The organism is Vibrio sp. Isolate24, from assembly GCF_022398215.1.
Lineage (GTDB): Bacteria > Pseudomonadota > Gammaproteobacteria > Enterobacterales > Vibrionaceae > Vibrio > Vibrio coralliilyticus_A.
The window spans coordinates 855,144-872,473 of the sequence record NZ_JAKEUU010000001.1 but is presented as its reverse complement, the minus strand read 5'-3'; the positions used below and the strand labels follow the sequence as shown (position 1 = coordinate 872,473).

Here is a 17,330-nt window from a genome sequence, read left to right as displayed (position 1 = left end):
CTAATTTCGGTATAGATAGTCCAGTAAAATTCTGAGCGTTAACCTCGGTAGGCGTGTCCTTTGGCTTTTTATAGTGATTCGCATCACATATTATCAGTCGAATTAGGGGTGGCTTTAGTACTAATGGCTCGGGGTTCTGTGCGAGATCTCTTACAAATGCGTAAGTTTAATGACTATAAGCGGTGCGATAATTGTAGAATTTTTATTTTAAGTGACTGTATCTTAAATTTTTTTTGGATTTTGCCCGTCAGCTTCGCTTTCAATGTGAGAAATTAACCATTGTTAAAATACCTGAGGGGCATAATCTTAAGTGGTCAGCAGGATGCGGACACGGAACAGGAAAGACCCATGGACAGGTCATCTTCAGGACGAAGATTCGATTGCTCAGGATGAACAGTCGGCAAGGAAAGCGAAGGACATTAGCTGGACGCTAGTAACTAGGATGGTTACATCAAGGAAGGTTAATGGACGCTTAAAGGACTAAGGCAATTTCTATCAGGATGATAGATTCAGGGACACCGCTTAAGGATAAAGTGATGAGAGTTAGCGAGGATAGCTAACGGGCTGGATTGCCGAGGACACCGCTAGGAAGGCGATGATAAGGACAGAGCTGAAGGAATCAGCGAACTATCATGGAATAGATGCAGGGAGCACCTATAGTAGCCGGATTGCTGCGAGTAAGAATAAACCCCACTAAGTGAGAGCTTGGTGGGGTTTTCTTTTTACTAATTGTTACAAATAGAGCTTTGCGCATGATTTCATTGAATGATTAACTGGCCGCTTCTAAGTAACAGAGGTAAATAACTTAAAATGGACGACCCCTTTAGTCGACTGATTCATTCTCCGGCTTCTTCATCCGAGGAGGCTTTTTTATGTTAGAACTTTTCATGCAACCCGAAACCTGGGTTATCTTCGCAACGTTATTCGCACTAGAGGTGGTACTCGGCGTCGATAATGTTGTGTTTATTTCCGTTCTTTGTGAACGACTTCCTGCACATCAGAGAAAGCTTGCTCGCAACCTAGGTATAACCCTCGCAGTGGCTGCGAGAATCGTGCTGGTCTTCTCTATATCGTGGGTTATGTCGTTGACACATCCAGTCTTGGAAATAATGTCTACGAGCTTTACTGGACGTGACATCATTATGATTGCTGGCGGCGCCTTCCTATTATTGAAAAGTGCAAAAGAGCTGTGGTCTTGGCTTGTACATAGCGAGGCAACGCATTCTACCCACGTTCGAACGGGGTTAGCAGTCGTACTATTGCAGATTGTTGCTGTTGACGCGGTGTTCTCTATGGACTCTGTCATCACGGCGGTTGGTTTGACGAGTGAAGTCCCAATTATGGTAGCGGCTATTTTATCTTCGGCGGTGATTATGGTGTTAACAGCAGAGAAGATAAATCACCTTGTGAGCCGATACCCTGGGTTTAAAACATTGGCATTATTATTTTTAGTGCTGCTTGGCGGATTGTTGATGGCAGAAGGTTTTGCTATCCACGTGAATAAGGGTTACGTCTATTTTGCAATGGCGTTTGGCTTAGTATTAGAACTGTGTCATATCCGACTCAAGAAAAAGCAATCGGTTCGAATAAAACGGATCCGGCCATTTAAGCTCAAAGCAGAAACCGTTAGGTCATAAATAGAAAGGGAAGCAGTGCTTCCCTTTATTCATTCAGTTGATGCTAACGACGGAAAGTTATGCTTTCTTCACTCTCCAAATGGATCGACGTAACCGCAGGTTGAGTTTGTGCGATGACTTTTCCGTGACGTACTGAGTAACGGACTGGAACTTGACGGCGAACGGCATCAAAGCCGTTTTCAGCGGGTAGAATTAATAAGTTTCCTGGCTTACCTTCTTCGACACCGTATCTATCTTGGATATTCAAAGTACGAGCTGAGTTGGTACTGATCAAATCAAGGGAGTTGTTGATTTGATCATAGCCCATTACTTGGCATACGTGCAGTCCCATATGAAGCACTTGAAGCATATTTGCGGTGCCTAATGGATACCAAGGATCAAACACATCATCATGGCCGAAACACACGTTGATATTAGCGTTGAGCATTTCTTTAACTCGAGTGACTCCGCGCCGTTTTGGATACTCATCGAAGCGTCCTTGTAAGTGGATATTGACGAGTGGGTTAGCGACGAAGTTAATGCCTGACATTCTTAGCAAGCGGAAAAGCCTCGACGCATAAGCGCCGTTGTAGGACCCCATCGCTGTTGTGTGACTAGCTGTTACTTTATCTCCCATTTCATATTTGTGCGCGAGGGCGGCGAGGGTCTCGACAAAGCGAGATTGTTCGTCGTCAATTTCGTCACAGTGCACATCAATCAAGCGGTTATATTTTCTTGCCAGTTCGAAAACATAGTGTAGAGATTCAACACCATATTCTCGTGTAAATTCGAAATGTGGAATCGCACCAATAACATCAGCGCCAAGCCTTACCGCTTCTTCGAGTAATTCTTTACCATTAGGGTAGGAGAGAATACCTTCCTGTGGGAACGCGACGATCTGAATCTCGACCCATTCCTTCATCTCTTCACGCACTTCAACCATCGCCTTCAAAGCGACAAGCGTCGGGTCCGATACGTCAATGTGAGTACGAACGTGTTGAACACCGTTGGCAATTTGCCATTTAAGAGTCTGTTTTGCACGAGCTTTAACATCTTCTATAGAAAGTATTTCTTTACGTTCAGCCCAACGTTCTATTCCTTCGAACAGTGTCCCGGAAATATTCCAGCTCGGCTCTCCCGCTGTCTGAGTTGTGTCCAAGTGGATGTGAGGCTCGCAAAATGGCGCGACCACTATCCCCCCTTCGGCATCCAAAGTATCGCCGGAGTAAGAGAGTGAAACGTTGTTATCGACAATCTTTTGAAACTGACCATTTTCAATCAAAATTTGTTTATATTCATTTTGATGTTGTAGCTTTGCATTTTTGATCAATAACTTTGTCATCCTAGGTTCTATCTCCACAAATAGGCTTTAAATCACTATGCTGAGTTGAATATGAATAATTGACAGCTTGTACTGTGGTGAAAGTGGCTTGGTCAATCGTTTTTTTGATGTTAACGTCATTTGGTGTTCTTTATTCAATAAGTTCAATTAAAACAAATTTTTATCTTATATGAATATTATAAAAACACGACTGAAGGAATTAACTTCACTTGTCGGTATTTGGTTAATGATAGGCATTTTTCTCAGCTTATGCTGATGTTTGTATCATGCAATACCTTCTTAATAATATGATTATTGAGTGGTGGCGTATGTCGTGTCTGGTGGGGGCAGAATGAGGATGAATGGCTGGCTGAAATTTTTGTGGTTTTAGGATGATATGGTGTGTCAAACGCTATTTTTAATAAGAAAATCGCGGTTATTTTGGATGTATTAGTGTGCTAAAAGTTCAGTCTTTGCTCAAATATAGAAGGATGTGAAACACTAGGATCATGGAAATGCCACACCATTGTAGCAATGAAGAACCATGATAGATGTGTTGGCAGTAGACAGAAAAAAAGCCAACCTCAATAAGTAAGATTGGCTTAAATAAGTGTGAACAAATTTGGTTCACTAACAACGTCAGTTGGCTAGGTGACCCTCGGCTTAAGAAGGGTCACCTTAATAAATGCAGTATATGTGCCAACTTTTATAGAGCGTAATTGCCTAGCATTTGGGCGCAATATAGCATTTTTTCGACTTTAAATTGCAATGTGCATTTGCATTTTGCGAATTAAAACGTTATTGCTAATGATATTTCACACACTTTAAGACTTTCATTACATCACTTTCCTATCATTCTTGTTTAGAAAACCTTGCTAAGCTCAGAGTACCACTGTGTTTGAGATTGAGTTTCTGTTTCATTCGTACTGGAGATAACAAAGAAATGAAAAGTGCTAGCACGATGAGAATGTTGGCTTTTTTATGTTTACTATTTCAATATATTGGCTGAAATAGCTGTGCTGAGTGACATGTATGATAAAGCTATAGAAATTGACAGCTAATGCGATCGTTTTATGGTTATGTTAGTGAAAAGCAAAAGCCCGGATTCACCGGGCTGTAGGTAGTATGGGCTAAATAGAATAGAAGTAGTAGAGCTGGGACTTCATACGAATGATGATGCCACGGATAACATCGAGGAAGGCCATAAAGCCGATTGGTTTGTCTCCGCTAACCCAAGCGAGCCCAACAGAACCGACGGGAATGTCATAGCCCTCGGCTTCTTCTATTTTCAAGCGCACGAAGTGATGCTTATTTTGTACATTTTTTCCTGTCGTCACTCTTACCGATTCGTCCAAGCCCAATAAGTTGCTTTGTGATTCTCCCGTGGCTTCAACTATCCCCTCAACTTGAGCAGAAAAGATCTTACCTGGGTAGACTGAAGAAGAAAACTCAGCACTGTGTCCTGGTTTAACATTGCGAATCGCCTGATGATTGACTCGCATTAGCACGTATTTCTCATCTGTGTACATTTGCAGCCTAGGTAACATTGAGACACGCTGCCCCTCGCGCAAGATGAAGTTGGTCACAAAGCCATCTGCAGGTGCATAAACTTTGGTGCTGTTCAGCTCCCATTTTGCTTTTGCGAGTTTCTCTTGTGACTTTTTCCAATCAGCATGTTTAGATTTAACCACTAATTCTGATTTCGCGATAGCAAGTTTGGCTTTTTCAGTGTCTACCTGTTTTGTTTTTAGCTTTGATTCTATGGTTGAGACGTTGTGTCGTGCCTTAGTGACGGCTGTTTCCTGCTTATCAATATCGCTCGCAGTGATGGTGTTGTTCACTACACGGTTTTGCTCTCTGTAACGCTTTAACATTTTGTTCTGCAAACTGTAATCGGCTTTGGCAGCAGCAAGTTGGCTTTCTGTAGTCTCCAAATCCTGAACCATTGACTCGTACGTTGCTTGTGAAATTGAAACATCCTCAAATGCCACTTCAAGCTCCACCATCGCGGACTCTTCTTCTACTTTCGCTTGGTTATAGGCGATTTGGTATTGAGTCGGGTCGATCTCGTAAATCAGTTGGCCTTTCTTTACCTTTTGGTTGGGTTCAATGTAAATCTTGTCGACTTTACCTGTTACGTTAGGAGAATCGGGGCGTAACTGGATATGAGGGGATTGCACCACCGAACCGCCAGATAGATCCATTGGCGTATAGTTGATCAAACCGACCCAAACAAACATCAGCCAAGAAACGCCACCTAAATAGGCGAATGACTTGGTCGCGGTATTCCAAGGCATACCCACCAGTCTTAGCAGATAAATAAAAAGCGCCCAGACAGCTAAACCTTCTAACATTAAGCCTCCTCCTGTTTATCTTTTGTGTTGGGTGCGTGACGCCAAGTGTCGCGTAGGTTGACAATGGCTTTGTCCATATCGACAAAAGCGACAATGACTGCGACAACCCAAACCCAGTGCCAGATGAAACCAATCCATGTCAACGCCGTTATTAGTCCTATTTGATGATGGTCTTTACTATGGGCTTTGTTGATTGGTAGTTCGTGAAACTTCCAGAATCCAAACAGAGCAGCGCCGACAGTCGCAATCAAGACAATAGTTGCGACGACATGTAATGCGGTGTCTGCACCGGTTCCAACGAACGGGACACTTAATAAACTCATTCAAGGCTCCTTTATTAATAAGGATCAGTATTGTGTTTCGGATTTGAAAATTAGCTTAGTATGTGACAGATTGATTCATATTAAATAGCCAATTGATGTGATCTGTATATGGATAAAGTGCGCTTTATGCGTGTGTTGGGAATTCGACATATTCATCAGGAAGCGAGGTCGCGCTACCAAATTGATGATGGCGAACTGGTGATTGCAGAATCCGTGTTTCGCAATCCTATGACGCTGATCCCAATGGTTGAAGTGAATCGCTGGTTTGAAAAATTAGAGGGCGTTACTGATAATCCCGATGTGATTCTTGATATCAACCGTGATGTTGATGTTGGGCAGATAGGTGTTATTTCTCACTGGCTTCTTTCTGGTAGTGATCTCGCATCGACCATTCGACGTGTGAATTATGGATTTAGCAGTCTGCAAAGTGGGGCGTTTCTGTCTGCTTCCCTGAGTGGCTCATTGATCAAATGGGCGTATCGGAACCCGATGATCGAACCTGAATGTAAAGTTCACGACAGTATTCGTATGGCGATGGCACTCACTAAGGTTTTACGTACTTATCTTGGTCAGGATTTTTCTCCACTCAGAGTACAACTGTCTGGTTCTCGCAAGAATACAGCTAAATATGAAGCATATTTTGGCTGTGAGGTGGAATGGAGTCACTCGTCCACGGAGATATGGTTTCATTCGGAGCTGCGTTTAGCTACCAAGCAGCAAGCGAGGCTGCAGAAAGGGCGACTGGCGATGAATTTTGCTGACTTGGACGAATTGCTTAATATGCCTGACCCAGAAGATGAAGTGAAAGTGATTTATGAAATTCTAAACTACAGCCGCCATTATGGGCTGCCAACGGTAGAAAATGTTTCTAGCTTACTTGGTTTGTCGGTGCAGCAATTTCAACGCCGATTGCGTAACTTAGGAATGAACTTCACCACTGTGAGTGGTTATGTTCTGAGTAACATTGCGGTAGAGATGATGCGTCATGGTATCGAGATTGACGATATTGCTCAACGCCTTGGATATCAGAATATCGCTAGCTTTAATCGCATGTTTAAAAAACATCGGGGTCTAACGCCTAACCAGTACGTTCAGCGTTACTACCTTTAGAACCTATCCCAAAAGGGATTTATTCCAAATAATGCCAGAGAAGTGGCCCCCAATTTTCGGACATGACTTTAAGTGATTGATCTGTTTTGATAGTACCCAAGAATACTGGAACAGATTATGACTAGAAAACGTAGAAACCACTCTCCTGAATTCAAAGCTAAAGTGGCACTTTCTGCCGCCAAAGGTGNAGAAGTGGCCCCCAATTTTCGGACATGACTTTAAGTGATTGATCTGTTTTGATAGTACCCAAGAATACTGGAACAGATTATGACTAGAAAACGTAGAAACCACTCTCCTGAATTCAAAGCTAAAGTGGCACTTTCTGCCGCCAAAGGTGATAAAACTGTCGCTGAGTTAGCGCAGAAGTACAACCWGCACCCTAACCAAATCTCAACATGGAAAAAAGAGCTGCTTGAAAATGYAGCCATGATTTTTGCCTCTGAAAGTCAGTCGGGTAAGGACAGCTCTGAAGAAGTGGACAAACTCCACGCCAAGACCGGTCAATTGACCATGGAAAATGATTTTTTGGTCAAAGTGCTCGGTCRCTAGACCGAGCACAGCGAAAGAGTTCGCTGGATAAATCCACCCAATTACCGATAAAGCGTCAGTGCGAACTTTTCAATGTTGCTCGCTCTACAGCTTATTATCAGCCTGTCGGACTTTCTGTTGAAGAGATTGAATTACGTCGTATGATTGACGAAATCCACCTTCAATATCCGTTCATGGGCAGTARGCGTGTTCGAACCGAGCTGGCTAAAAAGGGCCACAACGTTAATCGCAAGCGTATTGTTCGGATCATGCGAGATATGGGCATTGGAGCGATTTATCCCAAGCCAAAAACAACACTGGCGAACAAAGCACACAAGGTTTACCCCCTACCTGTTGCGTGATATCGAAGTCACTTACCCGAACCAAGCTTGGGCTATTGATATCACTTACATCCCAATGGCTAAAGGGTTCCTGTACCTGGTCGCYATTATCGACTGGTATAGCCGTAAAGTGTTGTCTTGGCGCTTATCGAACAAGCTTTTGCATTGAGGCTCTCGAAGACGCGCTTCAACACTACGGGCCACCTGATATCTTTAACTCCGATCAGGGTAGCCAGTTCACCAGTTCTGACTTCACGGAGAAGTTACTTGACCACGGAATACGGATCAGCATGGATGGAAAAGATCGCTGGGTTGATAATGTCTTTATCGAACGACTGTGGCGAAGCCTAAWATATGAGGAGGTTTATTTAAAAGCTTACACCACGYCCCGAGAGGCAGAACTTGAAATCGGTCACTACATGGTGTTTTATAATGAAGAGCGTAATCATCAAGGACTCAATGACCTCACTCCTGATGAAGCCTACTTCGGCAGGCAGAGATACGCTGCATGAGCAAGATCAACCACTTAAGAAATTAGCTTATGTGTCCAACCATCGGGGTCCACTTCTCTGGTGTTTTATAATGAAGAGCGTAATCATCAAGGACTCAATGACCTCACTCCTGATGAAGCCTACTTCGGCAGGCAGAGATACGCTGCATGAGCAAGATCAACCACTTAAGAAATTAGCTTATGTGTCCAACCATCGGGGTCCACTTCTATTTTATTCATCTCTTAAATATGTGGATTATTATTGTTTTTTATTTTTAAATATACATTTTAGTGTTGTTTTAACTTGAAATATATTTACGCTTATTATATTTAAAGCGCAAGAATGCAAAATGAATAAAATTATTGGCTTTAGCGGTTACCGTGGGCTTAGAGACTATCTCGATAGGTGTTGTCTGAGTCCTATCTACATAAAGCCTTCTCCCTGAACGCTGGATAAAAGCCGCCATAGCGACGGCTTGGGGTTAGGGCTGACTATTGTTTCAGAATCCGCCAAACGACTCATCTGGTGCATTTCAATAGATGAGAGCGAATTGGCTGGGGCTCGTTTTAAGGTTTTTTATCGAGTGTTAGTTCACTGAACTGTACCAGCGTTCACCATAAGCACTGCTGTAATCGGGTTCTTCCAAATGTGTGGATGCTTCTACTGGCTCAAGTGGGCCAACTGTCGTCCGATAGGGTAAGACGCCAGCCCACACAGGAAGATCCAAATCGGATTCATCATCGTTGACACCAAAACAACTGATTTTGACAGACGCTTCGCTTAAAGGCATCTTCAGCACCATTGTCGCGGCGAGTTCTCTATCATTACTTAATCTGACCTGCTCCGTTCTTCCGGGGGCAATCTGCTCTATAAAATGATTGAGTAGACGATCTTTTTCCTGCTTTTCTTCAACTACTTCAAATTGGCCGAAAACGACAGCTGAGCGGTAGTGGGCGCTGTGGTGAAAAGCCGATCTTGCTAAAACCCAGCCATCGAAAAGTGTGAATGTCAGGCAGGTCTGGTGGCCTTGTTTTAACGAGCGCAGCAGTCGGCTGTTGTTTGCCCCATGGATATACACATGTTGATCGACACGCCATGCCAATATAGGAATCACAATAGGGCCGTTAGCGTCATTAATCGCGATATGGGCGATTAATGACTCATCAATAATTTGTGCAAGATGTTTGTCCTCGAACACGGCTTTGTGAGCGCCTTTTTTTATTTGGGTCCTTTCTGTGTTTGATAGCATTGCGTATCTCCATTGGCTTGTCATTTATGGTTCCAATCTAGTACTTAACTGGTATGTTATTGAGAGCCAGTTTTAACAAACTTATAGGTCCAGTTAATGGCGTTGATTGATATCGGAGATCTGACCCTCTCAGGAGGGGCGAGCACTTTACAGCAGCAGTTGTTTCATGCGATTCGAGCAAAAATAGTGAAAAGCTTGTGGCCATTGCAGGGTAAGTTACCTTCGACGCGTAAGCTCGCCAGTGAGCTCAATGTGAGTCGTAATACCGTAACGGCTGCTTATGAGCAGCTTTTGGCGGAAGGTTACATAGAAAGCAAGCAAGGCTCGGGGTTCTACGTTGCGGTTGAGTTACCGGACAAATATGTGCCAGCGACCGTGACTCAGGGTACGTCTTCGGTCGAGTCCAGCTGCTTTGATATCAATTCGTCATTTGCACCTGGCGTTCCAGATCTTTCACTGTTTCCGCTTGGTAAATGGCAACGACTGTTGCAAAGGCATGTTCTACGCCCAGTGCTACTGGGAAATCAAAATATTCAGGGCAGTGAAGTGCTTAGAGCGGCGCTGTCTGATTACTTGTCTTCCAGTCGCTCCGTTTATTGCTCAGCACAGAGAATTATCGTGACTTCTGGCGCGCAGCAGGCTTTGACCATTGCGATGGCAGCGACTCTGGCACAAGGTGAAAAAGTCTTGATGGAGCAGCCCGGGTATGCCCAAATGACCAAGGTGCTTGAATTCAACCAATATCGACTGGAACCTTTGACGGTGTATCAAGAAACAGGCTTTGAGTTGAGTGATGTCCTGGAAAGTACGGCACGAGCGTTATACATCACCCCGAGTAACCAATATCCGATGGGAACGACCATCAACACTGAAAATCGCCTGAAGTTGATTGAATGGGCGGCGAGTAATCAAGGATGGATCATTGAAGATGATTATGACAGTGAGTTTCAGTTTGCGCACCGGCCTTATACCAGTCTACAGGGATTAGCGGGGCAAATGGGGCTAGATGAGCATGTGATCTACATTGGCTCACTGAGTAAAGTGATGTTTAACGGCTTAAGGTTAGGTTATATGGTGGTGCCGGATAATTTAATTCAGCGCTGTCTTGAAATCAAAGATGCCATGAGCGGGGATTCTCCTTCTCATACACAAGAGGCTTTGGCTGACTTTATTGCTGAAGGTCATCTCATTCGTCATATTCGGAAAATGCGCCGGTTGTACAAACAGAAACATGAAATAGTCAGCCAAGCCATTGTCGACTATTTTCATGGAAGGATGGAAATCATCAGCCAAGCGGCAGGATTGCATGTCACGCTCAAATGGGACGGCGGAATAGATGAGCAAGAGTGGGTGGCAAGGGCCGAAAAGCAAGGCATTGTACTGCGTCCGTTGAGCTACTACGAGCATACCGCGGCAAGTCACCGCACTTGGCGATCTGTTGTGCTTGGTTTTGGTAATACGCCCTTGTCAGAGCTAGAACCGAGAATACGAGTGCTTGCCCGATTGTTTGAATCGTGATTGTATTGAATGAAATATCTTCAATTGAGGGAAGCTTATGTGCCGCTGGTTAGCCTATCAAGGAGAGTCCATTTATTTAGACAAATTAGTCTATGAGCCTGAGCACTCCTTGGTGCACCAAAGTCTTGATGCAAGAAAAGCAGTCACGCGCGTGAATGCCGACGGTTTTGGGCTCGGCTGGTATACCGAGCGAGATACTCCAGGGCAGTTCCACGAAGTCTTACCGGCTTGGGGAGATGAAAACCTGCGCTCATTAACTCACCACATTCGTTCCCATCGATTTATGGCTCATGTTCGCTCTTCCACAGGGACTCAGGTTTCTCGTTCTAATTGTCATCCGTTTATCATCGATAATTGGATGTTTTTGCATAATGGCCAGATTGGGGGCTTTGAACAAATAAAATATGAGTTACATAAGAAGTTATCGGAGCCGTTGTTCCTCCAGCGCATGGGCACAACGGATAGCGAGCTTATCTTTCTTTTAATGTTACAAAATGGCCTACGTGAGCAGCCTGTTGAAGCGATTCGTACAACTCTCAAGGATATAGGCCAGCTGGCGACATCGAGAGGAATAGAAGAACCATTGAAAGCATCGATTTGTATTTCGGATGGTGAGCAATTTTGGGTCGTGCGTTATAGCTCAGCGAATGATGCGCCAACCGTCTTCATTCGACAAGATGGCGCAAACATTGCTCTGGCATCAGAGCCGTTGGAAAAAAGCGCTGATTGGAGAAAAGTCTCTGCGCAAAGTATTTTGTCTATAAAGGGTGACGCCGTAACCTATCATGCTATTTAGCCCGACTTTGATTGAGATAGCGTCGCTTTCTCCATGGGAGAGAAAGAACGGCGAAAATAGTGACGGCATATAGCATTGACCAACCTAAGCAGATGAATACGCCAGTACATATAAACAATGACACGCCAGCCATCCATTTACTGGTACCTGTCAGGAGCTTATAGGCTGAAAGCATGGCCAAAAGGTAAACCAGAACGAAAATGCCATTGGCCAGCTTTAGAAAAAACTCAAGATCTAGGCCTGAAATTTCCCCGACCAAACATGAAAGCACTAGCACCACGCCGACTACCAAAGTTGCGTTGGCCGGAACGCCGCGAATTGAGACTCTGGCTAAGGCGCTTTTAGGTTTGTATTCGCGTGCCTGAGCCCAGACCATTCTTGAGAGACTCTGTGTGTATAGATTGACGCTAGCAAAACAGGCAGCAAACCCAAGGGCGCTGATGAGCAGTTTAAACTGTTCACCAAACAGCATTTCTGATAACCAAGGTATGGAAGCGCTGTCGAATTCGCTGCTTCCATAGGCACCAAACTTTAAAATAACGACGGAGCAGGCCCAGTAAGCGGCTCCAGCGACAAAACAACCGATAATGATCGCAATGGGGAAATCTCTTTGCGGGTTTTTAAACTCTTCTCCCATGTGTGCGAAAGCCTCTATCCCGACAAAACACCAAAACATAACGGCTAGTGCAGCCCCAATACTCCAAGTTGATTCGGAGGTGAGTGCCGGCATCTTCAGATCTTGCCCGCCAATATCACCTTTCCACCAGAAGGCTGCGACCAGAATGAAGATACTGAGCGCAATAAGCGTCTGAAGGCGCCCCGATGACTTTGTGCCTGCCAGATTAACAGCGATCAACAGAAATACCGTTAGCAGTTGGGCGAAAGTAGAGGAGTTCAGCGCTTCGGGCAGTAATTGTTGTAAAAAGCCAGCGGCAAGTGCCACCGCGGCAGGTACACCGACGGGAATTACACTGACAAATAACCAAGCCACGCTTTTTTCAAGGCGCTTATCAAATGCTTGACGTACAAAATACGCGGTTCCACCTGCGTTCGGGTAACGCTTACCTAACTGAGCAAAGGTCAGCGCAATCGGACATATCGCAATAAATAGAATGAGCCACGCCCAAAGAGAAAGTGAACCAGCGATGCCAGCTGCAATCGCGGGGACCATAAAAAGGCCAGTACCCAGCAAGGTCGTTGAGAGTTGCCCAACGCCTGATAATAATGTGATTTCTTGTTTTAGCTGCCCCATGGTTCCTTTCCCGTAATTTTTTTTGATAGCTTACTCAAACATTAAGAGAAACACAGCAAACAATTTGTCGGATTTATATGTCACTTTGGCGGAACTGAGGGAGGTAAATAGGCAGATTGCACTCTTTCGCCCAACGGCTTTTTGTGTCACATTACCTGAAATCAACAGGATAAGTTGAGGTATGACAGGAAGTAATATGGATAAGTTTGATAACCAAATTCTTAATATCTTAAAACATAACGCCAGAGCATCGGTCAGTGATATTGCTCGTCAAGTGAATTTGTCACGTTCAGCTGTTACTGCAAGAATTCAAAAACTGGAACAAGAGAAAGTGATTCTTGGTTATCACGCCAATATTGCCCAAGACGAGCCGGAGTCAATACAAGCCTACATTGCATTAAAATTCGATATGTCTGCGTCGTCACATTATTGTGAGTCGTACGCTGCGAAGATCTATAAGATCGAGGGAGTGAAGTGGTGTCACGCCATTACAGGGGAAACGGATATGATGCTATTTGTTGAAGTGCCTACCATGGCTAGGCTTAATGCAGTTCGCGATGAATTACAAACGATTCCGGAGTTACGTCACCTAATGACCCACACTGTACTCACGGAGTTTTTTAATACCCGTCATGTCTCTTAATCATATCAATCTCAATTTATTGCGCTCGTTGCAGGTACTGCTAGAGGAATGTCATGTCAGTAAGGCTGCAGAACGACTTAACATCACCCAATCTGCAGTGAGTCGCCAGCTCGCCCAATTAAGAGACTTATGTGGTGACCCGTTATTGGTGCGTGACGGTAATGCTTTGGTTCCGACCCCAAGAGCGCTCGCAATGCAGACAAAACTCAATTTGCTTTTGGGCGAGTTTGAACAGCTGCTGCATGACAAGCCATTCGATCCTAAAACTTGGAAGCAGGAGTTCGTTTTGTCTTCAAGTGATTATGTTGCTCAGTACATAGTGCCAGATGTTGTTGCGGTAATGGTGGAGCAAGCCCCTAACGTCAACTTGGCTTATCGCCTTTGGCAGCCTGATTATCTTCAGCAGTTTGGCGAAACGGGTATCCACTTAGCGTCAACCATGCAGCCAGAGAAACCTGCTAATGTAACCAGTGTGAAGCTTGGGGAAGACAAGTCAGTTTGCCTTATGCATCGCTCTCATCCATTATCGTCTAAACGCACACTGACTGTAGAAGATTTAATCGCTTATCCGCACTTGAAAGTCACCGGAGGGGGAGACAAAGATTCCAGCACTGACACGGTATTGAAAAATTTAGGTTATGAAAGGCGGGTAGCGCTGAAAGTGCCTTTCTTCTTTGCTGCCGTGAATGCGCTAGTTTCTAGTGATTATTTAATGGTAGTGCCTGAACACATTGCGTTGAACTTATCCGCCAATCACGATCTGGAATATCGCCCGCTACCGTTTGACACGGAAGCGCATCAGTATTGGCTTATGTGGCACCCTAAGTATGATCAAGATAAAGCCCATCAGTGGATGCGTGAGAGGGTGCTTCATGCGATCCGCACTTCAAGGTATTCTATTAGTATGATTTGAAGTCATAGCTAATATAATAAACTTTGATTTCAAATCATTATTTCGCTGCGATAACTTAATGGTATGACTCTAGTTTCAGGAAAAAATAATGACACTCACAATCTGGCTATCACTTTTCACGATCTGCATTTTAGGGGCGATGTCACCCGGACCAAGCCTAGCGATGGTGGCCAAGCATAGTTTGGCTGGTGGTCGTAGAAATGGTTTGGCAACGGCATGGGCGCATGCATTTGGTATCGGTATATATGCTTTTATTACCCTGATTGGTCTTGCCGTTGTCCTGCAACAGTCCCCACTGCTATTCAAAGCAATCAGTTATTCGGGGGCGGCGTATTTGGCCTATCTTGGCTACAACGCTCTGCGCTCAAAAGGTGGCGTGGCAGCGAAGTTAGAATCAGGAGAGCACACAACGGCTTGGCAGTCGGCAAAAGAGGGCTTTCTTATCTCCATCTTGAGTCCGAAAATTGCCTTGTTCTTTATCGCGTTGTTCAGCCAATTTGTGGCCGTTGGAGATAGCTTGGCAGCCAAAGCTCTGATTGTATTAACCCCTTTCGTTGTCGATGGTCTGTGGTACACCCTGATTACTTTTTTACTCTCTAGCCCCCGTTTGCTAGACAAAATTCGCTCCAGAGCACAATTGATTGATCGTTTGTCAGGTGCCGTGTTGATTTTTTTAGCGGTGCGAGTCGTCATGACAGTGTAAGATACTCAATACATATGAGAATAGATAACAAAGGAGCCCTTGGCTCCTTTTGTCATGATTGGAGAAGAAAGGATGATTAGACTTGCTGTTATCGGAACAAACTGGATCACAGACCAATTCATTGAGGCCGCATTAAAAACCGATCTGTATCTTTTAGCAGGCGTGTATTCCCGTTCTATTGAAAAAGCGAAAGCGTTTGCCGAGAAATATGATTCACCAGCTCTGTTCGATGATTTTGACGAATTGGCCACTTCAACAGAGATTGATGTGGTTTACATTGCCAGCCCGAATTCACTGCATGCCCCACAAGCGATAAAGCTACTAGAAGCAGGGAAACATGTGATCTGTGAAAAGCCGCTGGCTGCCAATGAGACGTTAGCGCAACAGATGTATCAGACGGCATTAGCAAACGATGTTGTGCTGTTTGAAGCATTTATGTCACCACATACTCCCAACTTTAAATTATTGAAAGAGCATAGCCGCCATATAGGTAAGATTCGTAAAGCATTGATTACTTATTGTCAGTATTCATCGCGTTACCCTAAGTATCTGGCGGGTGAAAACCCAAATACGTTTAATCCTGCTTTTGCAAACGGCTCAATTATGGATATTGGCTACTATTGTGTAGGCGCTGCGGTAGAGTTATTTGGCGAACCACTCAGTGTGAAAGCTCACGCCCAGCTGCTGGACAGTGGTGTGGATGGCAGTGGAAGTGTGATTTTGGGTTATGATGGCTTTGAAGTCGTGCTTCAGCACTCTAAAACCAGTGACTCCTATTTACCAAGCGAAATTCAAGGCGAAGAGGGCGCGCTTTTGATGGAGATGATTTCTACGGGTAAAAAGCTGACCAAGATTACAAAAGGCAGTGTTGGAGTAGATTTGAGTGTGAAACAAGATCCGAACCCAATGTATTACGAAGCCTTGGTTTTTGCTAAGCAATTTGAAACGAACAAAATGGACGAAGACTGTATGAAGCGCTCGCTGATTGTGGCTAAATTGCTGACAGAAATTCGTAAACAAACGGGCGTAATATTCCCGGCAGACGTATAAGAGAGAAAGATATGCAAGCTGAAGTTAAGTGGGTTGAAGAATTTAAGTTTCTTGGTCACTCTCAATCTGGTCACTCTGTGGTCATGGATGGTAATGGCGGTGCAACTGCACCAAGCCCAATGGAGATGGTTCTGATGGCGGCGGGTGGCTGCAGCTCAGTCGATGTTGTTGACGGGCTAAAAGAAGCGGCGCAAATGGTAACAAGTTGCACGGCAAAACTGTCGACTGAGCGTCGTGAAACCGCGCCTAGAATTTTCACCAAAGTAAATATTCATTTTGAGGTGTCTGGTGAAAATTTGGATGCCGAGGTTGTCGCAAAAGTAACAGCAGACTCTCTAGAAAAGTATTGTTCCGTGTGCCTGATGCTAGGTGAAGGCGTAGAAATGACCCACAGTTGGGACATAGCATAGCTTACTATAAAACGTGGAAAGCCGGGTTTACAACTCGGCTTTTTTGTCAATTACGGAAATGATCCTCTGTCAGCTTTCCCTTTTTACAATCCTCTATTCGCGCTACTTTATCTTTTTTATTCAAGCCGTTAATGGGAAGGCGTGATGACAGAGTTTGAAAAAATGATCGCTGGCCAGTTGTTTGATGGGTCAGATGGCAGCATCAATCGTATTCGTGAGCAAGCCACTCGCCTCTTGCAAGAATTGAATCACAATACCAGCGATGGGCAGCGTGTAGACATCTGCCGCCAATTGCTCAATCATGTTGGTGAGTCAAGTATGATTCGTTCACCATTTCTCTGTGAATTTGGTCAAACCATATCGATAGGGGATAACACATTCATTAACATGAACGTGACCATGTTGGATGGAGCTGAGATTAAGATAGGCAATCATGTGCTTATCGGCCCTAACACTCAATTCTACACTGCAGGCCATGCTTTGGATTACCGTTGTCGACGAGGTTGGGAAACGACTTGCTTGCCAATCACGGTTGAGGATGATGTTTGGATTGGTGGTAATGTGGTCATCAATCAAGGTGTGACCATAGGTGCACGCAGTGTGATTGCGGCTAACTCGGTGGTGACACGAGATGTACCGCCTGACAGCCTATATGGTGGCACCCCAGCGACTTTGATAAGACATTTGACAGAGAATGACAGTTAACGCTAGC

Annotated in this window: 15 protein-coding genes and 1 pseudogene; 11 read left to right on the top strand and 5 right to left on the bottom strand. The window is 44.5% G+C overall.

Features of this window, described 5'->3' with window-relative positions; translation table 11 throughout:
• The first annotated feature begins 872 nt into the window (after nt 1-872).
• Nucleotides 873-1,637, top strand: a complete 765-nt coding sequence (locus tag L1D23_RS03835) for a TerC family protein (RefSeq protein ID WP_239864326.1) — start codon at nt 873-875, stop codon at nt 1,635-1,637.
• 43 nt (nt 1,638-1,680) lie between these two features.
• Here L1D23_RS03835 and L1D23_RS03830 read toward each other — a convergent pair whose 3' ends face one another.
• From L1D23_RS03830 to L1D23_RS03820, 3 genes are all read right to left on the bottom strand, one after another.
• Nucleotides 1,681-2,958 carry a cytosine deaminase gene (locus tag L1D23_RS03830; RefSeq protein ID WP_239864325.1) on the bottom strand — a complete coding sequence of 426 codons (1,278 nt, stop codon included), beginning with the start codon at nt 2,956-2,958 and terminating at the stop codon, nt 1,681-1,683.
• A 1,109-nt stretch (nt 2,959-4,067) separates the two neighbouring features.
• A complete protein-coding gene (locus L1D23_RS03825; RefSeq protein ID WP_239864324.1) occupies nt 4,068-5,291 on the bottom strand; it encodes a biotin/lipoyl-binding protein in 1,224 nt (407 codons plus the stop codon).
• Nucleotides 5,291-5,614: a hypothetical protein gene (locus L1D23_RS03820; protein ID WP_006960661.1), complete on the bottom strand. Its 324-nt coding sequence runs from the start codon at nt 5,612-5,614 to the stop codon at nt 5,291-5,293. The genes L1D23_RS03825 and L1D23_RS03820 overlap by 1 nt, the downstream gene beginning before the upstream one ends.
• A 108-nt stretch (nt 5,615-5,722) precedes the next feature.
• Here L1D23_RS03820 and L1D23_RS03815 point away from each other — a divergent pair, with 108 nt between their 5' ends.
• Together L1D23_RS03815 and L1D23_RS03810 are read left to right on the top strand one after the other, a co-directional pair.
• Nucleotides 5,723-6,724, top strand: a complete 1,002-nt coding sequence (locus tag L1D23_RS03815; RefSeq protein WP_239864323.1) for an AraC family transcriptional regulator — start codon at nt 5,723-5,725, stop codon at nt 6,722-6,724.
• A 267-nt stretch (nt 6,725-6,991) separates the two neighbouring features.
• Nucleotides 6,992-8,105 (top strand): annotated as a pseudogene (locus L1D23_RS03810) (IS3 family transposase).
• A 565-nt stretch (nt 8,106-8,670) separates the two neighbouring features.
• Here L1D23_RS03810 and L1D23_RS03805 read toward each other — a convergent pair.
• Nucleotides 8,671-9,333, bottom strand: coding sequence for a pyridoxamine 5'-phosphate oxidase family protein (locus L1D23_RS03805; protein WP_239865380.1), 663 nt, complete (start codon nt 9,331-9,333; stop codon nt 8,671-8,673).
• A gap of 96 nt (nt 9,334-9,429) precedes the next feature.
• Between L1D23_RS03805 and L1D23_RS03800 the strand changes: the two genes are divergently transcribed.
• Both L1D23_RS03800 and L1D23_RS03795 read left to right on the top strand, forming a co-directional pair.
• Entirely contained in the window at nt 9,430-10,851 is a 1,422-nt protein-coding gene (locus tag L1D23_RS03800) for a PLP-dependent aminotransferase family protein (RefSeq protein WP_239864322.1), read from the top strand.
• Between the two features lie 37 nt (nt 10,852-10,888).
• Nucleotides 10,889-11,647 (top strand): class II glutamine amidotransferase, encoded by a 759-nt coding sequence (locus L1D23_RS03795; RefSeq protein WP_239864321.1) that lies wholly within the window; start codon nt 10,889-10,891, stop codon nt 11,645-11,647.
• Here L1D23_RS03795 and yjeH read toward each other — a convergent pair.
• A complete protein-coding gene (yjeH, locus tag L1D23_RS03790) occupies nt 11,640-12,899 on the bottom strand; it encodes an L-methionine/branched-chain amino acid transporter (protein WP_239864319.1) in 1,260 nt (419 codons plus the stop codon). The genes L1D23_RS03795 and yjeH overlap by 8 nt on opposite strands.
• Before the next feature lie 196 nt (nt 12,900-13,095).
• Between yjeH and L1D23_RS03785 the strand changes: the two genes are divergently transcribed.
• The 6 genes from L1D23_RS03785 to L1D23_RS03760 all read left to right on the top strand — a co-directional run bounded on the left by L1D23_RS03785 (nt 13,096) and on the right by L1D23_RS03760 (nt 17,323).
• Nucleotides 13,096-13,542: an Lrp/AsnC family transcriptional regulator gene (locus L1D23_RS03785; RefSeq protein ID WP_239836159.1), complete on the top strand. Its 447-nt coding sequence runs from the start codon at nt 13,096-13,098 to the stop codon at nt 13,540-13,542.
• Nucleotides 13,532-14,455 carry a LysR family transcriptional regulator gene (locus L1D23_RS03780; protein ID WP_239864317.1) on the top strand — a complete coding sequence of 308 codons (924 nt, stop codon included), beginning with the start codon at nt 13,532-13,534 and terminating at the stop codon, nt 14,453-14,455. Before L1D23_RS03785 ends, L1D23_RS03780 begins: the two co-directional genes overlap by 11 nt.
• 88 nt (nt 14,456-14,543) lie before the next feature.
• Nucleotides 14,544-15,158, top strand: a complete 615-nt coding sequence (locus L1D23_RS03775) for a LysE family translocator (RefSeq protein ID WP_239864314.1) — start codon at nt 14,544-14,546, stop codon at nt 15,156-15,158.
• 72 nt (nt 15,159-15,230) lie between these two features.
• Entirely contained in the window at nt 15,231-16,208 is a 978-nt protein-coding gene (locus L1D23_RS03770) for a Gfo/Idh/MocA family oxidoreductase (RefSeq protein WP_239864312.1), read from the top strand.
• An 11-nt stretch (nt 16,209-16,219) separates the two neighbouring features.
• Entirely contained in the window at nt 16,220-16,618 is a 399-nt protein-coding gene (locus tag L1D23_RS03765; protein WP_239864310.1) for an OsmC family protein, read from the top strand.
• 144 nt (nt 16,619-16,762) lie between these two features.
• A complete protein-coding gene (locus tag L1D23_RS03760) occupies nt 16,763-17,323 on the top strand; it encodes a sugar O-acetyltransferase (RefSeq protein ID WP_239864308.1) in 561 nt (186 codons plus the stop codon).
• Nucleotides 17,324-17,330: the final 7 nt, after the last annotated feature.

Coding starts and splice junctions, on each gene's coding strand:
- L1D23_RS03785 (WP_239836159.1), top strand. CDS start 13,096: ATGGATAAGTTTGATAACCAAATTCTTAATATCTTAAAACATAACGCC.
- L1D23_RS03770 (WP_239864312.1), top strand. CDS start 15,231: ATGATTAGACTTGCTGTTATCGGAACAAACTGGATCACAGACCAATTC.
- L1D23_RS03835 (WP_239864326.1), top strand. CDS start 873: ATGTTAGAACTTTTCATGCAACCCGAAACCTGGGTTATCTTCGCAACG.
- L1D23_RS03820 (WP_006960661.1), bottom strand. CDS start 5,614: ATGAGTTTATTAAGTGTCCCGTTCGTTGGAACCGGTGCAGACACCGCA.
- L1D23_RS03825 (WP_239864324.1), bottom strand. CDS start 5,291: ATGTTAGAAGGTTTAGCTGTCTGGGCGCTTTTTATTTATCTGCTAAGA.
- L1D23_RS03830 (WP_239864325.1), bottom strand. CDS start 2,958: ATGACAAAGTTATTGATCAAAAATGCAAAGCTACAACATCAAAATGAA.
- L1D23_RS03780 (WP_239864317.1), top strand. CDS start 13,532: ATGTCTCTTAATCATATCAATCTCAATTTATTGCGCTCGTTGCAGGTA.
- L1D23_RS03775 (WP_239864314.1), top strand. CDS start 14,544: ATGACACTCACAATCTGGCTATCACTTTTCACGATCTGCATTTTAGGG.
- yjeH (WP_239864319.1), bottom strand. CDS start 12,899: ATGGGGCAGCTAAAACAAGAAATCACATTATTATCAGGCGTTGGGCAA.
- L1D23_RS03815 (WP_239864323.1), top strand. CDS start 5,723: ATGGATAAAGTGCGCTTTATGCGTGTGTTGGGAATTCGACATATTCAT.
- L1D23_RS03805 (WP_239865380.1), bottom strand. CDS start 9,333: ATGCTATCAAACACAGAAAGGACCCAAATAAAAAAAGGCGCTCACAAA.
- L1D23_RS03795 (WP_239864321.1), top strand. CDS start 10,889: ATGTGCCGCTGGTTAGCCTATCAAGGAGAGTCCATTTATTTAGACAAA.
- L1D23_RS03765 (WP_239864310.1), top strand. CDS start 16,220: ATGCAAGCTGAAGTTAAGTGGGTTGAAGAATTTAAGTTTCTTGGTCAC.
- L1D23_RS03800 (WP_239864322.1), top strand. CDS start 9,430: ATGGCGTTGATTGATATCGGAGATCTGACCCTCTCAGGAGGGGCGAGC.
- L1D23_RS03760 (WP_239864308.1), top strand. CDS start 16,763: ATGACAGAGTTTGAAAAAATGATCGCTGGCCAGTTGTTTGATGGGTCA.